The 16,824-nt window shown below is 40.8% G+C and carries 15 protein-coding genes; 12 read left to right on the top strand and 3 right to left on the bottom strand.

Translation table 11 applies throughout. The features are described from left to right. The gene (locus SANK73390_RS22435) at positions 1 to 1,644 is read left to right on the top strand and encodes a type I restriction-modification system subunit M (protein ID WP_462768522.1); all 1,644 of its coding nucleotides are present in this window, start codon (positions 1 to 3) and stop codon (positions 1,642 to 1,644) included. Positions 1,645 to 1,839: 195 nt separating this feature from the next. Here the strand turns inward: SANK73390_RS22435 and SANK73390_RS22430 are convergent, their stop codons facing one another. Beyond that, positions 1,840 to 2,700 (bottom strand): YicC/YloC family endoribonuclease, encoded by an 861-nt coding sequence (locus SANK73390_RS22430; RefSeq protein WP_261592067.1) that lies wholly within the window; start codon positions 2,698 to 2,700, stop codon positions 1,840 to 1,842. 183 nt (positions 2,701 to 2,883) lie between these two features. Between SANK73390_RS22430 and rph the strand changes: the two genes are divergently transcribed. The 7 genes from rph (at position 2,884) to trmB (ending at position 8,884) form a co-directional block, all read left to right on the top strand. After that, complete coding sequence (rph, locus tag SANK73390_RS22425) at positions 2,884 to 3,597, top strand: ribonuclease PH (protein ID WP_261592068.1); 714 nt, start codon at positions 2,884 to 2,886, stop codon at positions 3,595 to 3,597. Positions 3,598 to 3,629: 32 nt separating this feature from the next. After that, complete coding sequence (gene pyrE / locus SANK73390_RS22420) at positions 3,630 to 4,274, top strand: orotate phosphoribosyltransferase (protein WP_261592069.1); 645 nt, start codon at positions 3,630 to 3,632, stop codon at positions 4,272 to 4,274. Positions 4,275 to 4,501: 227 nt separating this feature from the next. Further along, complete coding sequence (gene mpl, locus SANK73390_RS22415) at positions 4,502 to 5,884, top strand: UDP-N-acetylmuramate:L-alanyl-gamma-D-glutamyl-meso-diaminopimelate ligase (protein ID WP_462768520.1); 1,383 nt, start codon at positions 4,502 to 4,504, stop codon at positions 5,882 to 5,884. Positions 5,885 to 5,900: 16 nt separating this feature from the next. Continuing rightward, the gene (locus SANK73390_RS22410) at positions 5,901 to 6,524 is read left to right on the top strand and encodes a flavin prenyltransferase UbiX (protein ID WP_261592071.1); all 624 of its coding nucleotides are present in this window, start codon (positions 5,901 to 5,903) and stop codon (positions 6,522 to 6,524) included. Position 6,525: 1 nt separating this feature from the next. Continuing rightward, positions 6,526 to 7,446 carry an ABC transporter ATP-binding protein gene (locus tag SANK73390_RS22405; protein ID WP_462768518.1) on the top strand — a complete coding sequence of 307 codons (921 nt, stop codon included), beginning with the start codon at positions 6,526 to 6,528 and terminating at the stop codon, positions 7,444 to 7,446. A gap of 2 nt (positions 7,447 to 7,448) precedes the next feature. Further along, on the top strand, positions 7,449 to 8,216 hold the full coding sequence (locus SANK73390_RS22400) for an ABC transporter permease (RefSeq protein ID WP_462768612.1): 768 nt from the start codon (positions 7,449 to 7,451) through the stop codon (positions 8,214 to 8,216). After that, positions 8,216 to 8,884: a tRNA (guanine(46)-N(7))-methyltransferase TrmB gene (trmB, locus tag SANK73390_RS22395; RefSeq protein ID WP_261592073.1), complete on the top strand. Its 669-nt coding sequence runs from the start codon at positions 8,216 to 8,218 to the stop codon at positions 8,882 to 8,884. The genes SANK73390_RS22400 and trmB overlap by 1 nt, the downstream gene beginning before the upstream one ends. On the opposite strand, the gene SANK73390_RS22390 is transcribed toward trmB, so the two are convergent. Beyond that, entirely contained in the window at positions 8,852 to 10,729 is a 1,878-nt protein-coding gene (locus tag SANK73390_RS22390) for an EAL domain-containing protein (protein WP_462768516.1), read from the bottom strand. The genes trmB and SANK73390_RS22390 overlap by 33 nt on opposite strands. Before the next feature lie 413 nt (positions 10,730 to 11,142). On the opposite strand from SANK73390_RS22390, the gene panP reads away from it, so the two are divergent. Both panP and SANK73390_RS22380 read left to right on the top strand, forming a co-directional pair. Further along, positions 11,143 to 12,771: a pyridoxal-dependent aspartate 1-decarboxylase PanP gene (gene panP, locus SANK73390_RS22385; RefSeq protein ID WP_462768515.1), complete on the top strand. Its 1,629-nt coding sequence runs from the start codon at positions 11,143 to 11,145 to the stop codon at positions 12,769 to 12,771. Positions 12,772 to 12,908: 137 nt separating this feature from the next. Continuing rightward, entirely contained in the window at positions 12,909 to 13,949 is a 1,041-nt protein-coding gene (locus SANK73390_RS22380; protein ID WP_462768513.1) for a sensor domain-containing diguanylate cyclase, read from the top strand. Positions 13,950 to 14,004: 55 nt separating this feature from the next. Here SANK73390_RS22380 and SANK73390_RS22375 read toward each other — a convergent pair whose 3' ends face one another. Then, positions 14,005 to 14,853 (bottom strand): helix-turn-helix domain-containing protein, encoded by an 849-nt coding sequence (locus tag SANK73390_RS22375; protein WP_462768511.1) that lies wholly within the window; start codon positions 14,851 to 14,853, stop codon positions 14,005 to 14,007. Between the two features lie 47 nt (positions 14,854 to 14,900). Between SANK73390_RS22375 and SANK73390_RS22370 the strand changes: the two genes are divergently transcribed. Both SANK73390_RS22370 and SANK73390_RS22365 read left to right on the top strand, forming a co-directional pair. Beyond that, complete coding sequence (locus tag SANK73390_RS22370) at positions 14,901 to 15,278, top strand: DUF3224 domain-containing protein (protein WP_462768510.1); 378 nt, start codon at positions 14,901 to 14,903, stop codon at positions 15,276 to 15,278. Between the two features lie 183 nt (positions 15,279 to 15,461). Then, positions 15,462 to 16,742 (top strand): peroxidase, FMP-type, encoded by a 1,281-nt coding sequence (locus tag SANK73390_RS22365; RefSeq protein ID WP_462768509.1) that lies wholly within the window; start codon positions 15,462 to 15,464, stop codon positions 16,740 to 16,742. Positions 16,743 to 16,824 lie beyond the last annotated feature (82 nt).

Genomic DNA, 16,824 nt, shown 5'->3' with positions numbered 1-16,824 from the left:
ATGACTCAAGAAGAACTAAAAGATTTAGGTAAAACACTTTGGGATATTGCTAACAGCTTACGTGGAGCAATGAACGCGGATGACTTTCGTGATTATATGTTGTCGTTTTTATTCCTACGTTATTTATCAGATAACTATGAATTGGCTGCGAAAAAAGAGTTAGGCCGTGATTACCCTGATTTATCAAGTGACGATAAACGAGCGCCATTAGCCGTTTTTTATAAAGAACTATCTGAAGAAGATAAGTCTTTCTTTGAAAAGCAAATGCGTCGCAAACTTCATTACGTGATAGAGCCAAATCATCTTTGGACGAGCATTGCCGAAATGGCTCGAACTCAAGATGATGAATTATTGCGTACATTAGAAGCTGGCTTTAAATACATCGAAAACCATAGCTTTGAAAGCAGTTTTCAAGGCTTATTCTCTGAGATCAATCTTAACTCAGAAAAGCTAGGTAAAAAACCAACTGACCGTAATGCTAAACTCTGCACTATTATCACTAAAATATCAGAAGGTATCGCCAAGTTTTCAACCAAAACAGATATCCTTGGTGATGCATACGAATACTTAATTGGCGAATTTGCTGCTGGTTCAGGTAAAAAAGCGGGTGAGTTCTACACACCTCAACCTATCTCGGATATTTTGTCTCGTATCGTCGTATTAGATAGCCAAGAACCAGCAACAGGTTTAAAGAAAAAGCTGGATAAAGTAATGGACTTTGCGTGTGGTTCAGGTTCGTTGCTATTAAATGTTAGAAAGCGCCTTGGCGGTGATGGAATTGGCAAGATATACGGACAAGAAAAAAACATTACCACATACAACCTTGCACGTATGAATATGCTTCTTCATGGTGTAAAGGATACTGAATTCGAAATTCATCATGGCGACACATTAACTAATGACTGGGACATGCTCAGTGAAATGAACCCCGCTAAGAAATTAAAATGTGATGCGGTGGTAGCGAATCCACCGTTCAGCTATAGATGGGAGCCTACAGAAGCAATGGCTGAAGACTTTCGCTTTAAAAGCCATGGCTTAGCACCTAAGTCTGCTGCTGATTTTGCGTTCTTACTTCATGGTTTTCACTTTTTAAGTGATGAAGGCACAATGGCGATTATATTACCGCATGGCGTGTTATTCAGAGGTGGTGCTGAGAATCGCATTCGTACTAAATTATTAAAAGATGGCCATATCGATACGGTAATTGGCCTACCTGCTAACCTATTCTTCTCCACAGGCATCCCTGTGTGTATTTTAGTGCTTAAGAAATGCAAAAAGTACGACGATGTTTTATTCATAAATGCTAGTGAGCATTACGAAACAGGTAAACGTCAAAACAAGTTACGTGACGGTAAAGATGGACAACCTAACGATATTGAAAAAATTGTAGAAACTTATCAATTTAGAAAAGAAGAAGAACGTTATTCTCGTCGTATTTCGATGGAAGAAATAGAGAAAAACGACTTCAACTTAAATATTTCTCGTTATGTCAGCACAGCCAAAGCTGAGCCGAAAGTAGATCTACAACAAGTTCATGAAGACCTAGTAGGCTACGAATCTGACTTTCAAGAGGCGCTAGAAACTCATAATAACTTTCTTAAAGAGCTAGGTTTACCTGAATTACCCGGCTCTATTAAAAAATAAAGCAGTTAGAAAAACTCGGAAAGTGTATCAGTTAACTTCCGGTGCGCTTCTTTCCTTTCATCAAAATAATCATACTGATCATAAGTTCCCATAATTTTAGGGGGAGTTACACAATCATGAACACCTAAAAACAACAAAGCCCTATTAAATAAGGGCTTTATTTGATTTCTTAACAAATACGAACAGATAAAAACACTATTCAATATTCTGAATCTGTTCACGCATTTGCTCTATCAATACTTTCAATTCAACGGCGGCATTGGTGATCTCGGTGTTGATTGATTTTGAGGCTAGGGTGTTTGACTCGCGGTTAAACTCTTGCATCATAAAGTCTAAACGACGGCCGCAGGCGCCGCCTTTTTTTAAGATTTTGTGAGTTTCTTTTACGTGTGACTTTAGGCGGTCTAGCTCTTCGGCTACATCTTGCTTTTGGGCAAGGTAAATAAGCTCTTGCTCTAGGCGGTTTTCGTCTATTTCTGCTTTGAGTTCTTCAAGTTTGGTAGTGAGTTTTTCACGCTGCCATTTGCTTACTTCAGGCATATGGCTTTCAACAATAGCCACTTGCTCTACAATGGCTTCAAGGCGGGTGGTAATCATTGCCTCTAAGTTTTCACCTTCGCTGGCGCGGGCGGCTTTAAAGTCTTCGATAAGTTCATTAAAACCAGCCAGTAGCTCGGTGTTAACACTGTCTAAGTCAATTTCTTGCGCTTCCATTACGCCTGGCCAACGTAAAATATCAACAGGGTTAATATCGCCTTGGCTATGTTTTTGCACCCATTTAGCGCTGTTAATTAATTGCTCAGCGAGGGTTTCGTTAATAGAGAGCTCGCCCACATGTGCAGGGTTTGCAGTAAACTTTAAATACACTTCAACCTTGCCGCGCTGCAAATGTTTGCGTAAGCGCTCACGTACTACCGGCTCCATACCTCGAAATTGTTCAGGTGCGCGGATAAAGGTTTCTAGGTAGCGCTGGTTTACCGAGCGAATTTCCCAAACTCCAGTGCCCCAATCACCTTTAACTTCTCGGCGTGCGTAGGCGGTCATACTATGGATCATGTAAAGTTCCTAATCTATTAACAAAATTTTCTGCGCCATTATAGCTTATAAAGCACGCAAGGCGACAGCGGAAATAATTACCAAAATAATCAACTTTTACCGCAACTATTTCTTAGTTAACACATAGCATCCGATCGGTTGTGCCTTTATAATAGATAAAACTTTTACTTTAGGGGAACGTGGATGCGTCCAAGCGAAAGAACAGCAAACCAAATTAGACCGGTAACATTTACTCGTAACTATACTATGCATGCCGAAGGTTCGGTTTTAGTAGAGTTTGGTAACACCAAAGTACTGTGTACAGCCACTGTGGAAGCGGGTGTACCTCGTTTTATGAAAGGTCAAGGTAAAGGCTGGATCACCGCTGAATATGGTATGTTACCGCGTTCAACGCATACTCGAAATAACCGTGAAGCGGCTCGTGGTAAGCAAGGCGGTCGCACCATGGAAATTCAACGTTTAATTGCCCGTGCATTGCGTGCAGCAGTTGATTTAAAAGCGTTAGGCGAAAACACCGTAACGATTGATTGTGATGTATTGCAGGCCGACGGTGGTACACGCACTGCTTCAATCAGCGGCGCGTGTGTTGCTTTAGTTGATGCGCTTACAAACATGCGTGCTAAAGGCATGATCAACACTAACCCGCTTAAGTTTATGATTGCGGCTATTTCAGTGGGTGTTTACAAAGGGACCGCGATTTCAGACCTTGAGTATTTAGAAGACTCTGAAGCTGAAACCGATATGAACGTGATCATGACTGAAACAGGTAAACTCATTGAAGTGCAAGGCACTGCTGAAGGTGAACCGTTCTCGTTTGAAGAGTTAGATGAGTTACTTGGTTTAGCGAAGCACTCAATTCGTGAGATCATTGATTTACAAAAGAAAGCATTAGCATAAGTTTGGTCGGTTTAAATTTTAGTAGGTAAAACATGAAAGCATATCAAAAAGAATTTATTGAATTTGCCCTTGAAAAGCAGGTACTTAAATTTGGTGAGTTTACTTTAAAATCTGGCCGTACTAGTCCTTACTTTTTTAACGCTGGCTTGTTTAACACCGGTCGTGATTTGGCGCGCTTAGGGCGTTTTTATGCCGCTGCATTAGAAGATGCGGGTATTGATTACGACGTGTTATTTGGCCCAGCCTATAAAGGTATTCCAATTGCAACAACCACTGCTGTTGCCTTGGCTGATCACTACAACAAAGATGTACCTTATTGTTTTAATCGCAAAGAGAAAAAGCAGCATGGCGAAGGGGGCTCATTAGTTGGGTCGGCGCTTGAAGGTCGCATTATGTTAGTTGATGATGTGATCACCGCAGGCACGGCAATACGCGAGTCTATGGAGATCATTGCGGCTGCGGGTGCTGATTTATCCGGTGTGCTAATTGCACTCGACCGTCAAGAAAAAGGCAAAGCTGAGTTATCTGCCATCCAAGAAGTTGAGCGTGACTTTAGTACTCAAGTGGTTTCTATTGTTAAGCTGGCTGACTTGATCACCTACCTTGAAGAACAAGGCTGCATGACTGAGCACTTAGATGCGGTAAAAGCATATCGCGATCAATATGGTGTTGCGTAAATCAGCTTGTTATAGTATTTAAAAAATGCCAGTCAGCGACTGGCATTTTTTTTATCTATTGAGTACTCATTAAAAGTTCAGCCAAGGCCGTTATTATTGCTTATCGCGCACGGCTGTTATTATTGCTTATCGCGCACGGCTGTTATGATTGGTTTATTGCGCTCAAATTTGGCATAGTAGGCACCTTGCCAACTGCGGTAAAATTAATAAAAAGGCACGTTATTCTCATGGCAACTCAGCAACAAGCACAAACACACATTCATATTTTAGGCATATGTGGCACTTTTATGGGGGGCATAGCCGCCATAGCGCAATCTTTAGGGTATAGAGTGACAGGCTCAGATCAAAACGTGTATCCGCCAATGAGCACTCAGTTAGAGTCTTTGGGCATTGAACTTACCACTGGGTATGACCCAAAACAGTTAGACCCAGCCCCAGATATGGTGGTGATTGGTAACGCGATGAGCCGTGGTAATCCGTGTGTTGAATATGTACTTGAGCACCGAATTCCTTATACTTCAGGACCAGAATGGTTAAAGCATAATGTGTTGCAAGAGGCATGGGTGTTGGCGGTTGCAGGCACTCATGGCAAAACCACCACAGCCAGTATGCTGGCATGGTTACTTGAATATGCAGGGTTGCGCCCTGGGTTTTTAATTGGTGGTATTGTACAAAATTTTGGTGTTTCAGCTCGCGTATCCGACACCCCTTTTTTGGTTATTGAAGCTGATGAGTACGATACGGCATTTTTTGATAAACGTAGCAAGTTTGTACATTACTTACCGCGCACTTTAATTATGAATAACTTAGAGTTTGATCATGCCGATATTTTTAATGATTTAAATGCTATTCAAACGCAATTTCATCATTTACTGCGAACCTTACCCTGCCAAGGTAAAGCGATTTATCCTGCTGATGATAAAGCGTTAGTTGAAGTACTCGAACGTGGTTTTTGGAGCTTGCAAGAAACTTTAAATGGCGATTGGACGTATAAGTTGCTTGTTAATGATGGATCTGAATTTGAAGTATATCTAGCTGGAAAACTTGCAGGTACAGTAAAGTGGTCAGCAATTGGTGAGCATAACGTTAAAAACGCCATGATGGCCATTGCAGCCGCGCGCCATGTGGGCATTGCACCTTCGATAAGTATTGAGGCATTGGCAGCGTTTAAATCGCCAAAGCGCAGAATGGAGCTATTGGGCGAAGTAAACGGCGTGCATGTGTATGATGACTTTGCACACCACCCTAGCGCTATAAAAACAACACTAGCGGGGCTAAAAGCCAAAGTAGGAAATGAGCCTGTAATAGCAATTTTAGAGCCACGCTCAAACACTATGAAAATGGGCGTGCATCAACATACCTTACTTGAGTCATTATCGCTGGCCGATGAAGTTTACTTATTGGAGCCTGAAGGATTGGATTGGTCACTCGCAGAGGCCGCACAAAAAGCACAACGTCAATGCTTTAATAATATTGATGATATTATCTGTTGTGTGTGTGAACAAGCGCAGCCTGGTCAACACGTATTGATAATGAGCAACGGTGGCTTTGCTGGCCTGCATCAGAAGTTACTGACTGCGCTAGCACATAAAGAAAAATTAACGTCTTAATTTATAGGTAATATGAGTGGATAAGTTTAAACCTGCTATCACATTAGCCTTTAGTGGTGCATCGGGCGCGCCTTATGGCTTGCGCTTATTAGAAGTATTAGTGGCCATGAATTATCAAGTGTTTGTACTTATTTCAAGTGCCGCTAGAGTGGTACTTGATACTGAGTCGAACATTAAACTCTCGGGCAACGAACAAAAAGCCACAGAGCAATTGAGTACGTTATTTAGCGCCAAACCTGAGCAAATTAAAGTGTTTGGTAAAGATAACTGGTTTAGTCCTGTGGCATCAGGGTCGGCAGCGCCTAAAAAAATGGTGGTGTGTCCATGTAGTGCAGGCAGTGTGTCGGCCATTGCCATGGGAGCGTCTGATAATTTATTAGAGCGCGCCGCTGATGTGGTGATAAAAGAGCGTGGGCAACTAATTTTAGTGCCACGAGAAACCCCATTTAGCTCTATTCATCTTGAGAATATGCTCAAGTTAAGTCAATTAGGGGTGACCATTATGCCAGCTGCACCTGGTTTTTATCATCAGCCAGCATCGATTGCTGATCTGGTTGATTTTATGGTGGCCCGTATTTTAGATCATTTAAATATCGAACATACCTTAACTAAACGTTGGGGTTATGGAGAGCAACATTAACATGACAATTGCATTGAATATTCAAGGCTTGCGAAAAGTCTATAAAAACGGCGTAGAGGCCGTAAAAGGCATTGATTTGCAAGTTGAGCAAGGCGACTTTTTTGCATTACTTGGACCCAATGGTGCAGGTAAATCGACCACCATTGGTGTTATTGCCTCTTTGGTTAATAAAACCGCAGGACAAGTTGAAGTATTTGGCCATAGCATAGATACCGCATTGGAAGATGCTAAGTCTGAACTGGGGTTAGTACCGCAAGAGTTTAACTTTAGTCAGTTTGAAACACTGAATCAGATTTTAGTTAATCAAGCTGGTTACTATGGTGTACCGCGCGGTTTGGCCCATGAACGCGCAGAAAAATACTTAAAACAACTTGGTTTACTAGAGAAAAAAGACAAGCAAGCACGTACATTATCCGGTGGTATGAAACGTCGTTTGATGATAGCTCGAGCTTTAATGCATGAACCTAAGCTACTGATCCTTGATGAACCAACAGCTGGGGTTGATATTGAATTGCGTCGCTCTATGTGGGAGTTTTTACGCGAGATCAACAAACAAGGTGTGACCATTATTTTAACTACTCACTACCTCGAAGAGGCAGAGTTATTGTGTAAAAATATTGCCATTATTGATAAGGGTATTATTGTTGAAAACACCACCATTAAAGCTTTACTTGCAAAATTAGATAAAGAAACCTTTGTGTTAGACCTTAAATTACCGATTGTGCCGGTGACGCTTGAAGGCTATGAATTTACCATGGCTGATGACCATACCATTGAGGTAGAGGTTGCCAAGTCACAAGGGCTAAATGAGGTGTTCACTCAGTTAACAGCACAAGGTAATACGGTATTGAGTATGCGTAACAAAGCGAATCGCTTAGAAGAGTTGTTTGTTGGATTATTAGAGCAGGGGCGAACATCATGAGCATTACCCGCTATGGCGTAGCATTAAAAAGTATTTGGATAAAAGAGTGTATTCGTTTTTTGCGGATTTGGGTGCAAACCCTTGTTCCACCAGCGATCACCATGACTTTGTATTTTGTGATTTTTGGTAATTTAATTGGCTCTCGTATTGGTGATATGGGAGGCTTCAGCTACATGGAGTTTATTGTACCTGGCCTTATTATGATGTCGGTGATCACAAATTCTTACTCAAATGTAGCCTCTAGTTTTTATTCAACTAAGTTTCAAAAAAGCATCGAAGAGCTGCTGGTGGCCCCCGTGCCAAATTATATTATTGTGCTTGGCTACATTGGTGGTGGTATGGCACGCGGTATACTGGTTGGCTTTATTGTGACTTTGGTATCGCTATTTTTTGTGGATATTCAAATTCATAACTTAGGTGTGATCATTGCGACGGTTGTTTTAACCTCAGCGGTGTTTGCTCTTGGTGGGTTGATAAACGCCGTGTTTGCTAATAGTTTTGATGATATTAGTATTATTCCTACCTTTGTTTTAACGCCATTGACCTATTTAGGTGGGGTGTTCTATTCAATTACTTTGTTACCTGAGTTTTGGCAAGGCGTATCACAAGTTAATCCAATCATTTATATGGTTAATGCATTTAGATATGGCTTTTTAGGCGTCTCTGATGTCAACATATACGTCGCATTTACGGTATTATTAGCGTTTATTTCTGGATTATTTATCTTGGCGTTGAGTTTAATACGTCGAGGAGTAGGGTTACGCCACTGATGAGTGAAGCAAATTCAAGAAGCATTGTATCAAATCAGCCAAGTTTGCACGAAAAGCTTGATGAGATAGTTAATAAACACCTTGTCGCTGAGTTTAAAAAACCCATAGCAGCGCACACCCAGCATGCCTTTGATGAAGTTAATGCCCGTGTGCAAGCGTTCAATGGGCCGATTATTTTAGACTCGTGCTGTGGAGTGGGTGAAAGTACTGCAAACTTAGCGAAATTACACCCAAACGCGCTGGTAATAGGTATTGATAAATCGTCGCATCGTTTAAACAAGCATGATGTAGAATATAAGCAATCAGAGTCAGGCCAATATATACTGGTACAAGCTGATTTAAATGACTTTTGGCGCTTAGCGGTAGATGCAAAGTGGCAACCTACCCATCACTATTTGCTCTATCCAAACCCTTGGCCAAAAGCCAAGCATGTGCAGCGTCGTTGGCACGGTGCAGCAGTTTTTCCGTTTATCGTTAAATTAGGTGGTTGTCTGGAAGTGCGCAGTAATTGGGATATTTATGTAAAAGAGTTTGCACGTGCTTTACAGTTAGCGGGTTACCCAGTACCAGTAACTGCCTATCATAGTGATACGGCAATTACTCCATTTGAGAGAAAGTACTGGGCCAGTGGTCAATCAAGCATGCGCTTGGTTGTGCAACTGCCTTAGTTTAGTGCATAGGTGAGGGGCATCACTTGCAATATAGCGCCCCTCAACTAAATCAACGCCTGCGCTGGAGAGCTTGTTATACTGCGCTTGAGACTCAACACCTGCTACTAACAGCATAATATGTTTATCGTGACAAAGCTTTGCAATATGCTTTATAAAATCAAAAACCTGCTCATCATCAGCAATATGCGTAATGTTGTTTTCATCTAATAAAATCATATCTATATTCAGCTTCATTACTCGACTAACAGTTAATAAGCCACTACTGACCGCATTAATTAATACTTTTACGCCTTTGCTTTTGAGTACATTAATGCACACCGCCATGGCATTAAAATGTTCAAGTACATCTTTTTCATCTAATTCAAATGTGATTAGGCGCGGTTGAGGGTAACGTTTTAACTCTTGGTCAATAAAATCTAGTAATTGTGGGTCGGTTGCATCTTGATAGCTAAGCTTAATGCTCCAAGCAGCGCCTGTTTTTCTAAATCGGTCAATACACTGAGATAAAATATTACGTGTTAGTTGGCTTTGTAAGCGGGACTGACGCACCACTTCATTAAAGCTGTCTGTTTTTAAAATAGTCCCCTGTTCGGTGATGATTCTTGCTGTACAACCATGTTGCACCACTTGTTGAGTACTTGGGTCAACTCTAGGTGTAAAGTAGGTGGCTACTCGATTATTGGCAAAAGCATCTTGCAAAATATTAGCAATGGCTAAGTGGTTTTTTTGTTTTAGACGAGCATCCTGACTATCTAGATTAAACAGGCAAATAAGTTGCTGTGTTTGTTTTGCTTGTCGACATGCGATGGCTGCATTTTCTAGTAACAACGACTTATTACCTGAGGCTATACCAGCGTGCAATTGCACGTATAAATGGGGCTTAGTGAGTATGGGCGTTGACTTTGGAAAATCTGCAATGATCCGGCTTAAGTATGCTTCACCCTCTTTAACGTGGCTCATAATAATGAGCTTTGATGTGGCTAATCGATAGACAGTATGAGGCTGAGTAATGGGTTTGAAGTACTCCATGACTTTTTGTATTACACGATCGCCCACTTGAGTACCATAAAAACCGATTATGTCTTCGAGCTCATCTATTGAAATAATAGCAAGGCAAATATGTTGGTCTTGTTGTTTACTTAAATCTCGCTCTAAGGCCACTCTATTTGCAAAGCCTGTGCGGGGGTCTGTGCTCATCGACCTGCGGTATAAAGTGATATAGAACGCAGCCACCATCACTGCAATAAAAAAGAAAAAGGTTGCAGTTAATGTGGCTCTTGCAACGCTTTTTTGTAGCATTGTATCAACTTGGTTAATTGTCATATCTGCACCGGTGATGTAAGTGGTGCCATTACTAGAGATATATGGAACAAAAATGGTTTTAAAGTGGCCCCATTGATCTTCGGAGGTTTCAAATACAGGCTCAGTGGATTGAAATGCGGCTTTGTTGATGTTCGTCGCTTCAGGATATTTATCCAAAAATTGTGTGAGTTTGTTGTTTTTTATGTCTTCTGTTGTATAGCTGGATGCAGTAAAAACGACATGTGGTGGGCGGTATATCATAGCATATACATACTCTACACCAATGGCCTGTGCAAGCGCTGTGAGTTGTGCACTTTTTTGCTGATATTCTAAAACACTCATGTTGTTTAAGCGGTTATGGTAGTCACCTTCAAGAATTAATTGAGCACTCTTTGCTGCACGGAGCAGTTGCTCATCAATTTGTGTCATGATGGCTGTGCGTGTTGAATGATAGGTATACGCAACATAGCCAACTAAACTAGATATAAAAAGTGAAAATCCTATCAGCGACCAAGTCATTGCTGAGGTCTTTCGGTACATAATAATCCTTATAAACACTTTATTCCCAAAAATTAAACTTCACGCAACGTGATTGTAAAGTTTTCAAGCTGAATTAACCCGTCTAGTCTAGTTAGTTTTTGGCTTTTTTAACAGAGCAATCAGAGCCGATAGTGCTTTGTGATTGAATTTTATGTAGTGGTATTTTAAAGCTCGGTTGTACACAAATCCCTGGGGTTAAGATATGAATGTATAATTTGAAACGCGCTTTGTTACGTAAATTTAAGAGATTTGTCTTAGTTAAAACATTAAATTGTCATAACGAACTTAGCCATATCATGATTTTTCAGCATACAATAGGAGACATTAGGCTTTACTTGCAGTAAAATTAGCCATTTAAAAATAACAAGCTTGTGGGCAGCAAAGAGGCAGTCCGTAACTAACTGGGTAATGTAATGGGTCCAAAGCGTTGTGCTGTCGCTTCTGAAGAAAGTTTAATGCGTATTTTTACGGTGCCAGAAGCGCCTGACTCGACTCTAAGTAAAATAGAGTTAGAGATCTCAAATAACTTAGCAGGTTTTTTAAACGAGAACATTGCAGCAATAGAAAAGCCCTTACATGATATTGAGAAGGACTTTCAATCTGCCGTGATCCCAGAAGAGCCAATGTTTGTGTCTGATTATGCACAAGATATTATGGAGCAGTTAGTTGCACACTCTGTGCATACTGCTGCGCCGAGTTTTATCGGCCATATGACCTCGGCTTTACCTCACTTTGTATTACCACTGTCTAAACTGATGGTGGGCTTGAATCAAAACTTGGTAAAAATTGAAACTTCAAAGGCATTTACGCCACTTGAAAGGCAAGTGTTAGGCATGATGCACCATTTAGCTTATGGCGCATCAGATAAATTTTACGATAAATGGATGCACAGTGCGAGCACGTCTTTAGGTGCTTTTTGCTCTGGAGGTACAGTTGCAAATATCACCGCACTTTGGATTGCGCGTAACCGTTTATTAAAAGCGGATGGTCAGTTTAAAGGAATTGCAGCAAAAGGCATGGTTGCTGCAATGCTGCACTATGGTTATAAAGGTCTCGCTGTTTTAGTGTCTGAACGTGGCCATTATTCATTAGGTAAGGCAGCAGATGTACTGGGTCTTGGTCGTGACAATTTTATTGCCATAGAAACCGACGCGAATAATAAAGTTAATGTACAAAAAATGCGTGAGCAAGCTCATAAGTTAGAAGCGCAAGGTATAAAAGTAATGGCCTTGGTTGGTGTAGCTGGCACTACCGAAACGGGTAATATCGACCCGCTTGACGACATGGCAACCCTAAGCGAAGAGCTTGGCTGTCATTTTCATGTTGATGCTGCATGGGGTGGTGCTACTTTATTATCAGCAAATAATCGGCATTTATTAAATGGTATTGAACGTGCTGACTCAATTACCATTGATGCGCATAAACAAATGTATGTGCCTATGGGCGCAGGTTTAGTGTTGTTTAAAGACCCTGCTGCATCGGATGCGATAGAGCATCACGCAGAATATATTTTGCGTAAAGGCTCAAAAGATTTAGGCAGTCATACCCTTGAAGGCAGTCGTCCAGGTATGGCTATGCTGGTGCATGCGTGCTTACGAGTAATTGGCCGTAAAGGCTACGAAATGCTAATTGATAAAGGCATAGAAAAAGCCAAGTACTTTGCTGAACTAATAGAACAAGAACCTGATTTTGAACTAATCTCCGAGCCTGAACTATGTTTATTAACTTACCGTTATGTGCCAGTGCAAGTTCGCAAAGCGATTGAATCTGCAAGTGAACAAGAGCGCATAGATATTTATGCTGCGCTAAATCGTTTTACTGCCAGTATGCAAAAACGTCAGCGTGAGGCTGGTATTTCGTTTGTATCACGTACACGGTTAACACCGAGCCAGTATGATAGTCAACCTACCGTTGTGTTTCGTGTTGTACTTGCCAATCCTTTAACGTCAAAAAGTATATTGCAGGGTATTTTAGATGAACAAAAAGCACTGGCTAAAACAGATCCAATATTTAAGAAGTATTTATTAAAATATATGACATAAATATGACGGTTGTCGTTATTTTTTTAAATATTTGTATATAAATAATTACCCACTTTTTTATTGTTTTAGGTATCATTGTGACAAAGTGAGCATGCCTCATAGATACCCTGTGTTTAACACCAAGATAGTGGTTTACAATGTTTATTGACCTTAGTGAAGTCACTCAGCGTTTAAGAAGAATGAGTTCCCAAGAGCTTGATGTATCTGGTAGTTACCAAAACTTTTTACTAGACCTTATCTTAGAAAGTAAAAAGACTCTTGCTGTTGAACATGTATCTGTGTGGTTGTTTGATGATATCACTGTCCCCAAAAAACTGATTAATGTTGCCAGCACAGCTTGGCAAGAAGAGTGCTCTGAAGTTGATTACCCTATACTTTTGTGTGAGCAATACCCCAGTTATTTTAAAGCTATTACGACAGGTATCTCGATAGATGCGACGGATGCGGCGACTGACCCCCGCACCTGTGAATTCAAAGAGAATTACTTGGATAGTAATAATATTTCCACCATGCTTGATACCATTATTTTTAAAAATGGTATCCCTCATGGTGTAGTCTGCTTTGAAGGTACCGGTGCAAAAAGACATTGGCAAGGGTCAGAAATCGCCTACGCTGAAATGGTTGCGGATTGTTGTAGCCGCAGGTTGCTTGTTAAAGATTTATGGTTGCTGCAAAAACAGCTTACAAAATTGGCTTTTCGAGATGCCTTAACTGGGCTAAAAAATCGCCGTTATTTAATGGATTGTGCTCACCGTGAGATAAGCCGGCATATTCGCTCTGGTCAACAGTTAAGTTTAGTAATGTTAGATATTGATCACTTCAAACGTATTAATGATAGTTATGGTCATGAAGTGGGCGATGTGGTTTTGCAAGCATTTTCAAAATACTGCCAACAAGTATTACGAACTGAAGACTGCTTATGCCGCTTAGGTGGTGAAGAGTTTGTTGCGTTGTTACCAAACACGCCAGCATCTGGAGCGTTAGAAGTGGCTGAACGTTTGCGCCTAAATGTTGAAAAAAACACCATTGAAATTGATAGTCATTTTATCCAAGTGACGGTCAGTTGTGGTGTTGGTGAGGTTAACTTAGCAAAGCCATTTAGTGACTCGTTAAAACAAGTTGATCATGCGGTATACGATGCCAAAGCAAAAGGTCGCAATCGAGTTACCATCTACTGAGAGTGTCGCTGAGCGAATCCGACATCTCTTTTATTGCTTTTCGATATATCATCGATTAACACTGACGAAAGTACGCTGTTGGAGTCGTACCAGTGAATGCTTTAAAATCACGAATAAAATGTGATTGGTCGGTATAGCCTAACCATGTTGCCACTTCTATAATGTCTTTGTTTTTTGAGTCCAATAGCTCAAGTGCTTGATGTAAGCGATATTTTCTAATTAACCACTTAGGGGGCAGGCCGATATATTGCTTGAAGTAGTTTTGAATGACTCGTTTTGGCGTGCTTGCGTGTTGCGACAACTGTGTGACCTGCGTGATGTCGGCGTGTTGTTTTATCAACTGTATCAGTGTTTGTGTTTTTGCTAACTGTATTGGTGGTTTGCAAGCTAATGGTGTTAACCATAATTGCAATATACGTATGATGTCAGTGTCTGAATGGGCTATTAATAGTTCAGATTCAAGTCTATCTGCAAAGTCAAATACCTGTGTGGCTGGCACTGTGTTATCTACTAAATCAGTAGCAATTATTCCAGTTTGCAGTGCGAGCGTCCCCAAAGTAAATTTAACACCAATTATTCGATCTTCACCTTGCATCTCAAAGCGATAAGCTGTGCTCACTGGGCCAATTACTTTGAGTTTGCCTTGCTCAAAGTAGAGGTGGCAATTTGGGTCTGGTAAGTTGGTTTGTATATGTGATTGACCTTCATTGAGTGCCCAATCAACAATCCAAAACTGCTCCACTAAATGAGCCAACTTCCCCTGAGGTAGGTATCTTCGCAGTGTATAGTGTTGCTCGCTATGAGTATGGTGAAGTACACCCGTTGTGAAGGCTTGATGTTCTTTTAGTATTTGGGTCACAGTCAATTTGGGTTGCGCGTTTTTACAATACTCTAATATACCCATGTGTTAGTTTTAAGGTCTAGTTTTTAAATATTAATACAGAGGCACATATGAAACTTATCGGCACATTCCAAATTCAAGACTGGCAAGAAGCACCTGATTTCTCACTGGGTAAACACATTACGTTTAAAACAGCTCAGATAAAACAGGTTTATACGGGGGATTTGCATGGACAAAGTTGGGTAAAATATCAACTGGTTTACGATGAAAGTGGCAATGCTCAATTTAACGGTATTGAGTTTATTGATGGCATATTCAAAGACACCGCTTGTAAACTTACTTTAATGCATACAGGAAAGTTTGTTGATGGTATTGCAAGTAGTCAATTTACTGTAATTGCCTGCGAGCCTTTTACTCAATTAATAAATGCAAATGGGAAGTTTACGTCAGCTTCAGAGGGGAAAGCACAGTACCAAATAGGTGAATAATACTATCCATACTCTAGTTTTCGCTTAATCTGAGGCTTATGTAAGGCGGTGTAATAGGTATTATTCGTTACATCGTCCATGCTTATAGATGAATTACTAAACAGTTAGCCATTAACTAAAGCATGAGTAATGCGACTTTTACTGTCACTGGCTTTTTAAATTCCTATAAGCAAGGAGAATACAATGACTAAGGAACTTAATGTTTCGTCGGTAAGGCCTTACAAAACATGGTCTGAAGATACTCAACCTGTGATACCTCAATTTGGGGTGTTGTCAAAATTAAACGGCACTTGGGTTAATTGGAAAGGAGGGCCAAAAGGCTTACATACAACCTGTATGCCATCTCCGGGAACCTCTGCTGAAACTATCTTTGGGGTATTTCATTTTAAATCTCAACAGTACAGAGAGCAGCTTAAATTTACTCAAGTTAATGCGCCTGTTCGAAATCGTGCAGGCTCAAACGAGCAATTTAATGGCGCGGTAAAATATGAAACAGCCATTGTTGATAACGATGAACTGTTACAACATTTTGAGAACGGGATGTATATATGGTTGGGTGACAATACTATGCCATGGCAAGATGACAGTCCGACACAAAACCCACCAACGATGTTTAAACACCCATCCACAGAAGAGTCATTCATAGAGGATGCTGGTGATCCGGTTATAGGCCCAGGTGAGCTTGGTCCTCAATTTGTTCCACCTCACTCAATATCTCGCTCTGGTGTGATACCGCACGGTACAACCATTCATTTAACCGGTGAAATAACCCAAAGTGAAGATGCTGCGAGTTCAAAAGACAAGCGCTTTGAGCCACAAATAGCCTCGCTTTGGGAGCAACAGTATCTTTCAATATCACCAACAATGGGGATAGATCCACAACGAGATTTAATCGCAGGCTCTCGCGAAAAACCGAGTTGGACAGAACTCCCAAGGGAGCAGCAAGAAGGTGGTGGTGTTAATAGTGCAAGAGCGTATTTTCAGCGTATTTTTAATTATAATCAATTTGGGGCTCAGTTTCCTTATACCGTGCAACCAAACCTGATCTTGAAAGATTTTAACGATAAGCTGAAATTTAAAAAGTACGACCTGATCGAATTAGATACACAACATGATACCGGCGTACAAGGTGGCGCAATAAACAATGTGATGATTGAGCGTTACTGCCGTGTTGCTCGTATGCGTTATCGTATGTGGGTTGAAGAGGTTGTGATTAAAGGTAGAGACGGTAAAGACAAAGTGATTGATCAATTACAATACGAACAGATTGTAGACTTTGAATTTATGTTTGGCTCCAGCGGTGGAACAACTTTGTGGCCTCATATTCAGGTAAATACACTTCGACGCTTAGAGGATATTCCTGAGGACGAGAGATATACGGCAATTGAGCTGCCAGAAGAGCAAAGTGATGATGTGGATAAAAAACCAAAAAGTGTTGTACATCGAATGAAGCATATTGACTAACGAGAAGCTTCATCGGTTTAGGTTAAGTATATTAATATAAATCATACTCTGTTTGTAAGCCGTCGTAATTAGGGTCTGTTGA

The organism is Pseudoalteromonas sp. SANK 73390, from assembly GCF_054966645.1.
Note: the sequence above shows the minus strand (reverse complement) of the source record. Positions and strands in the feature narration are given on the sequence as shown.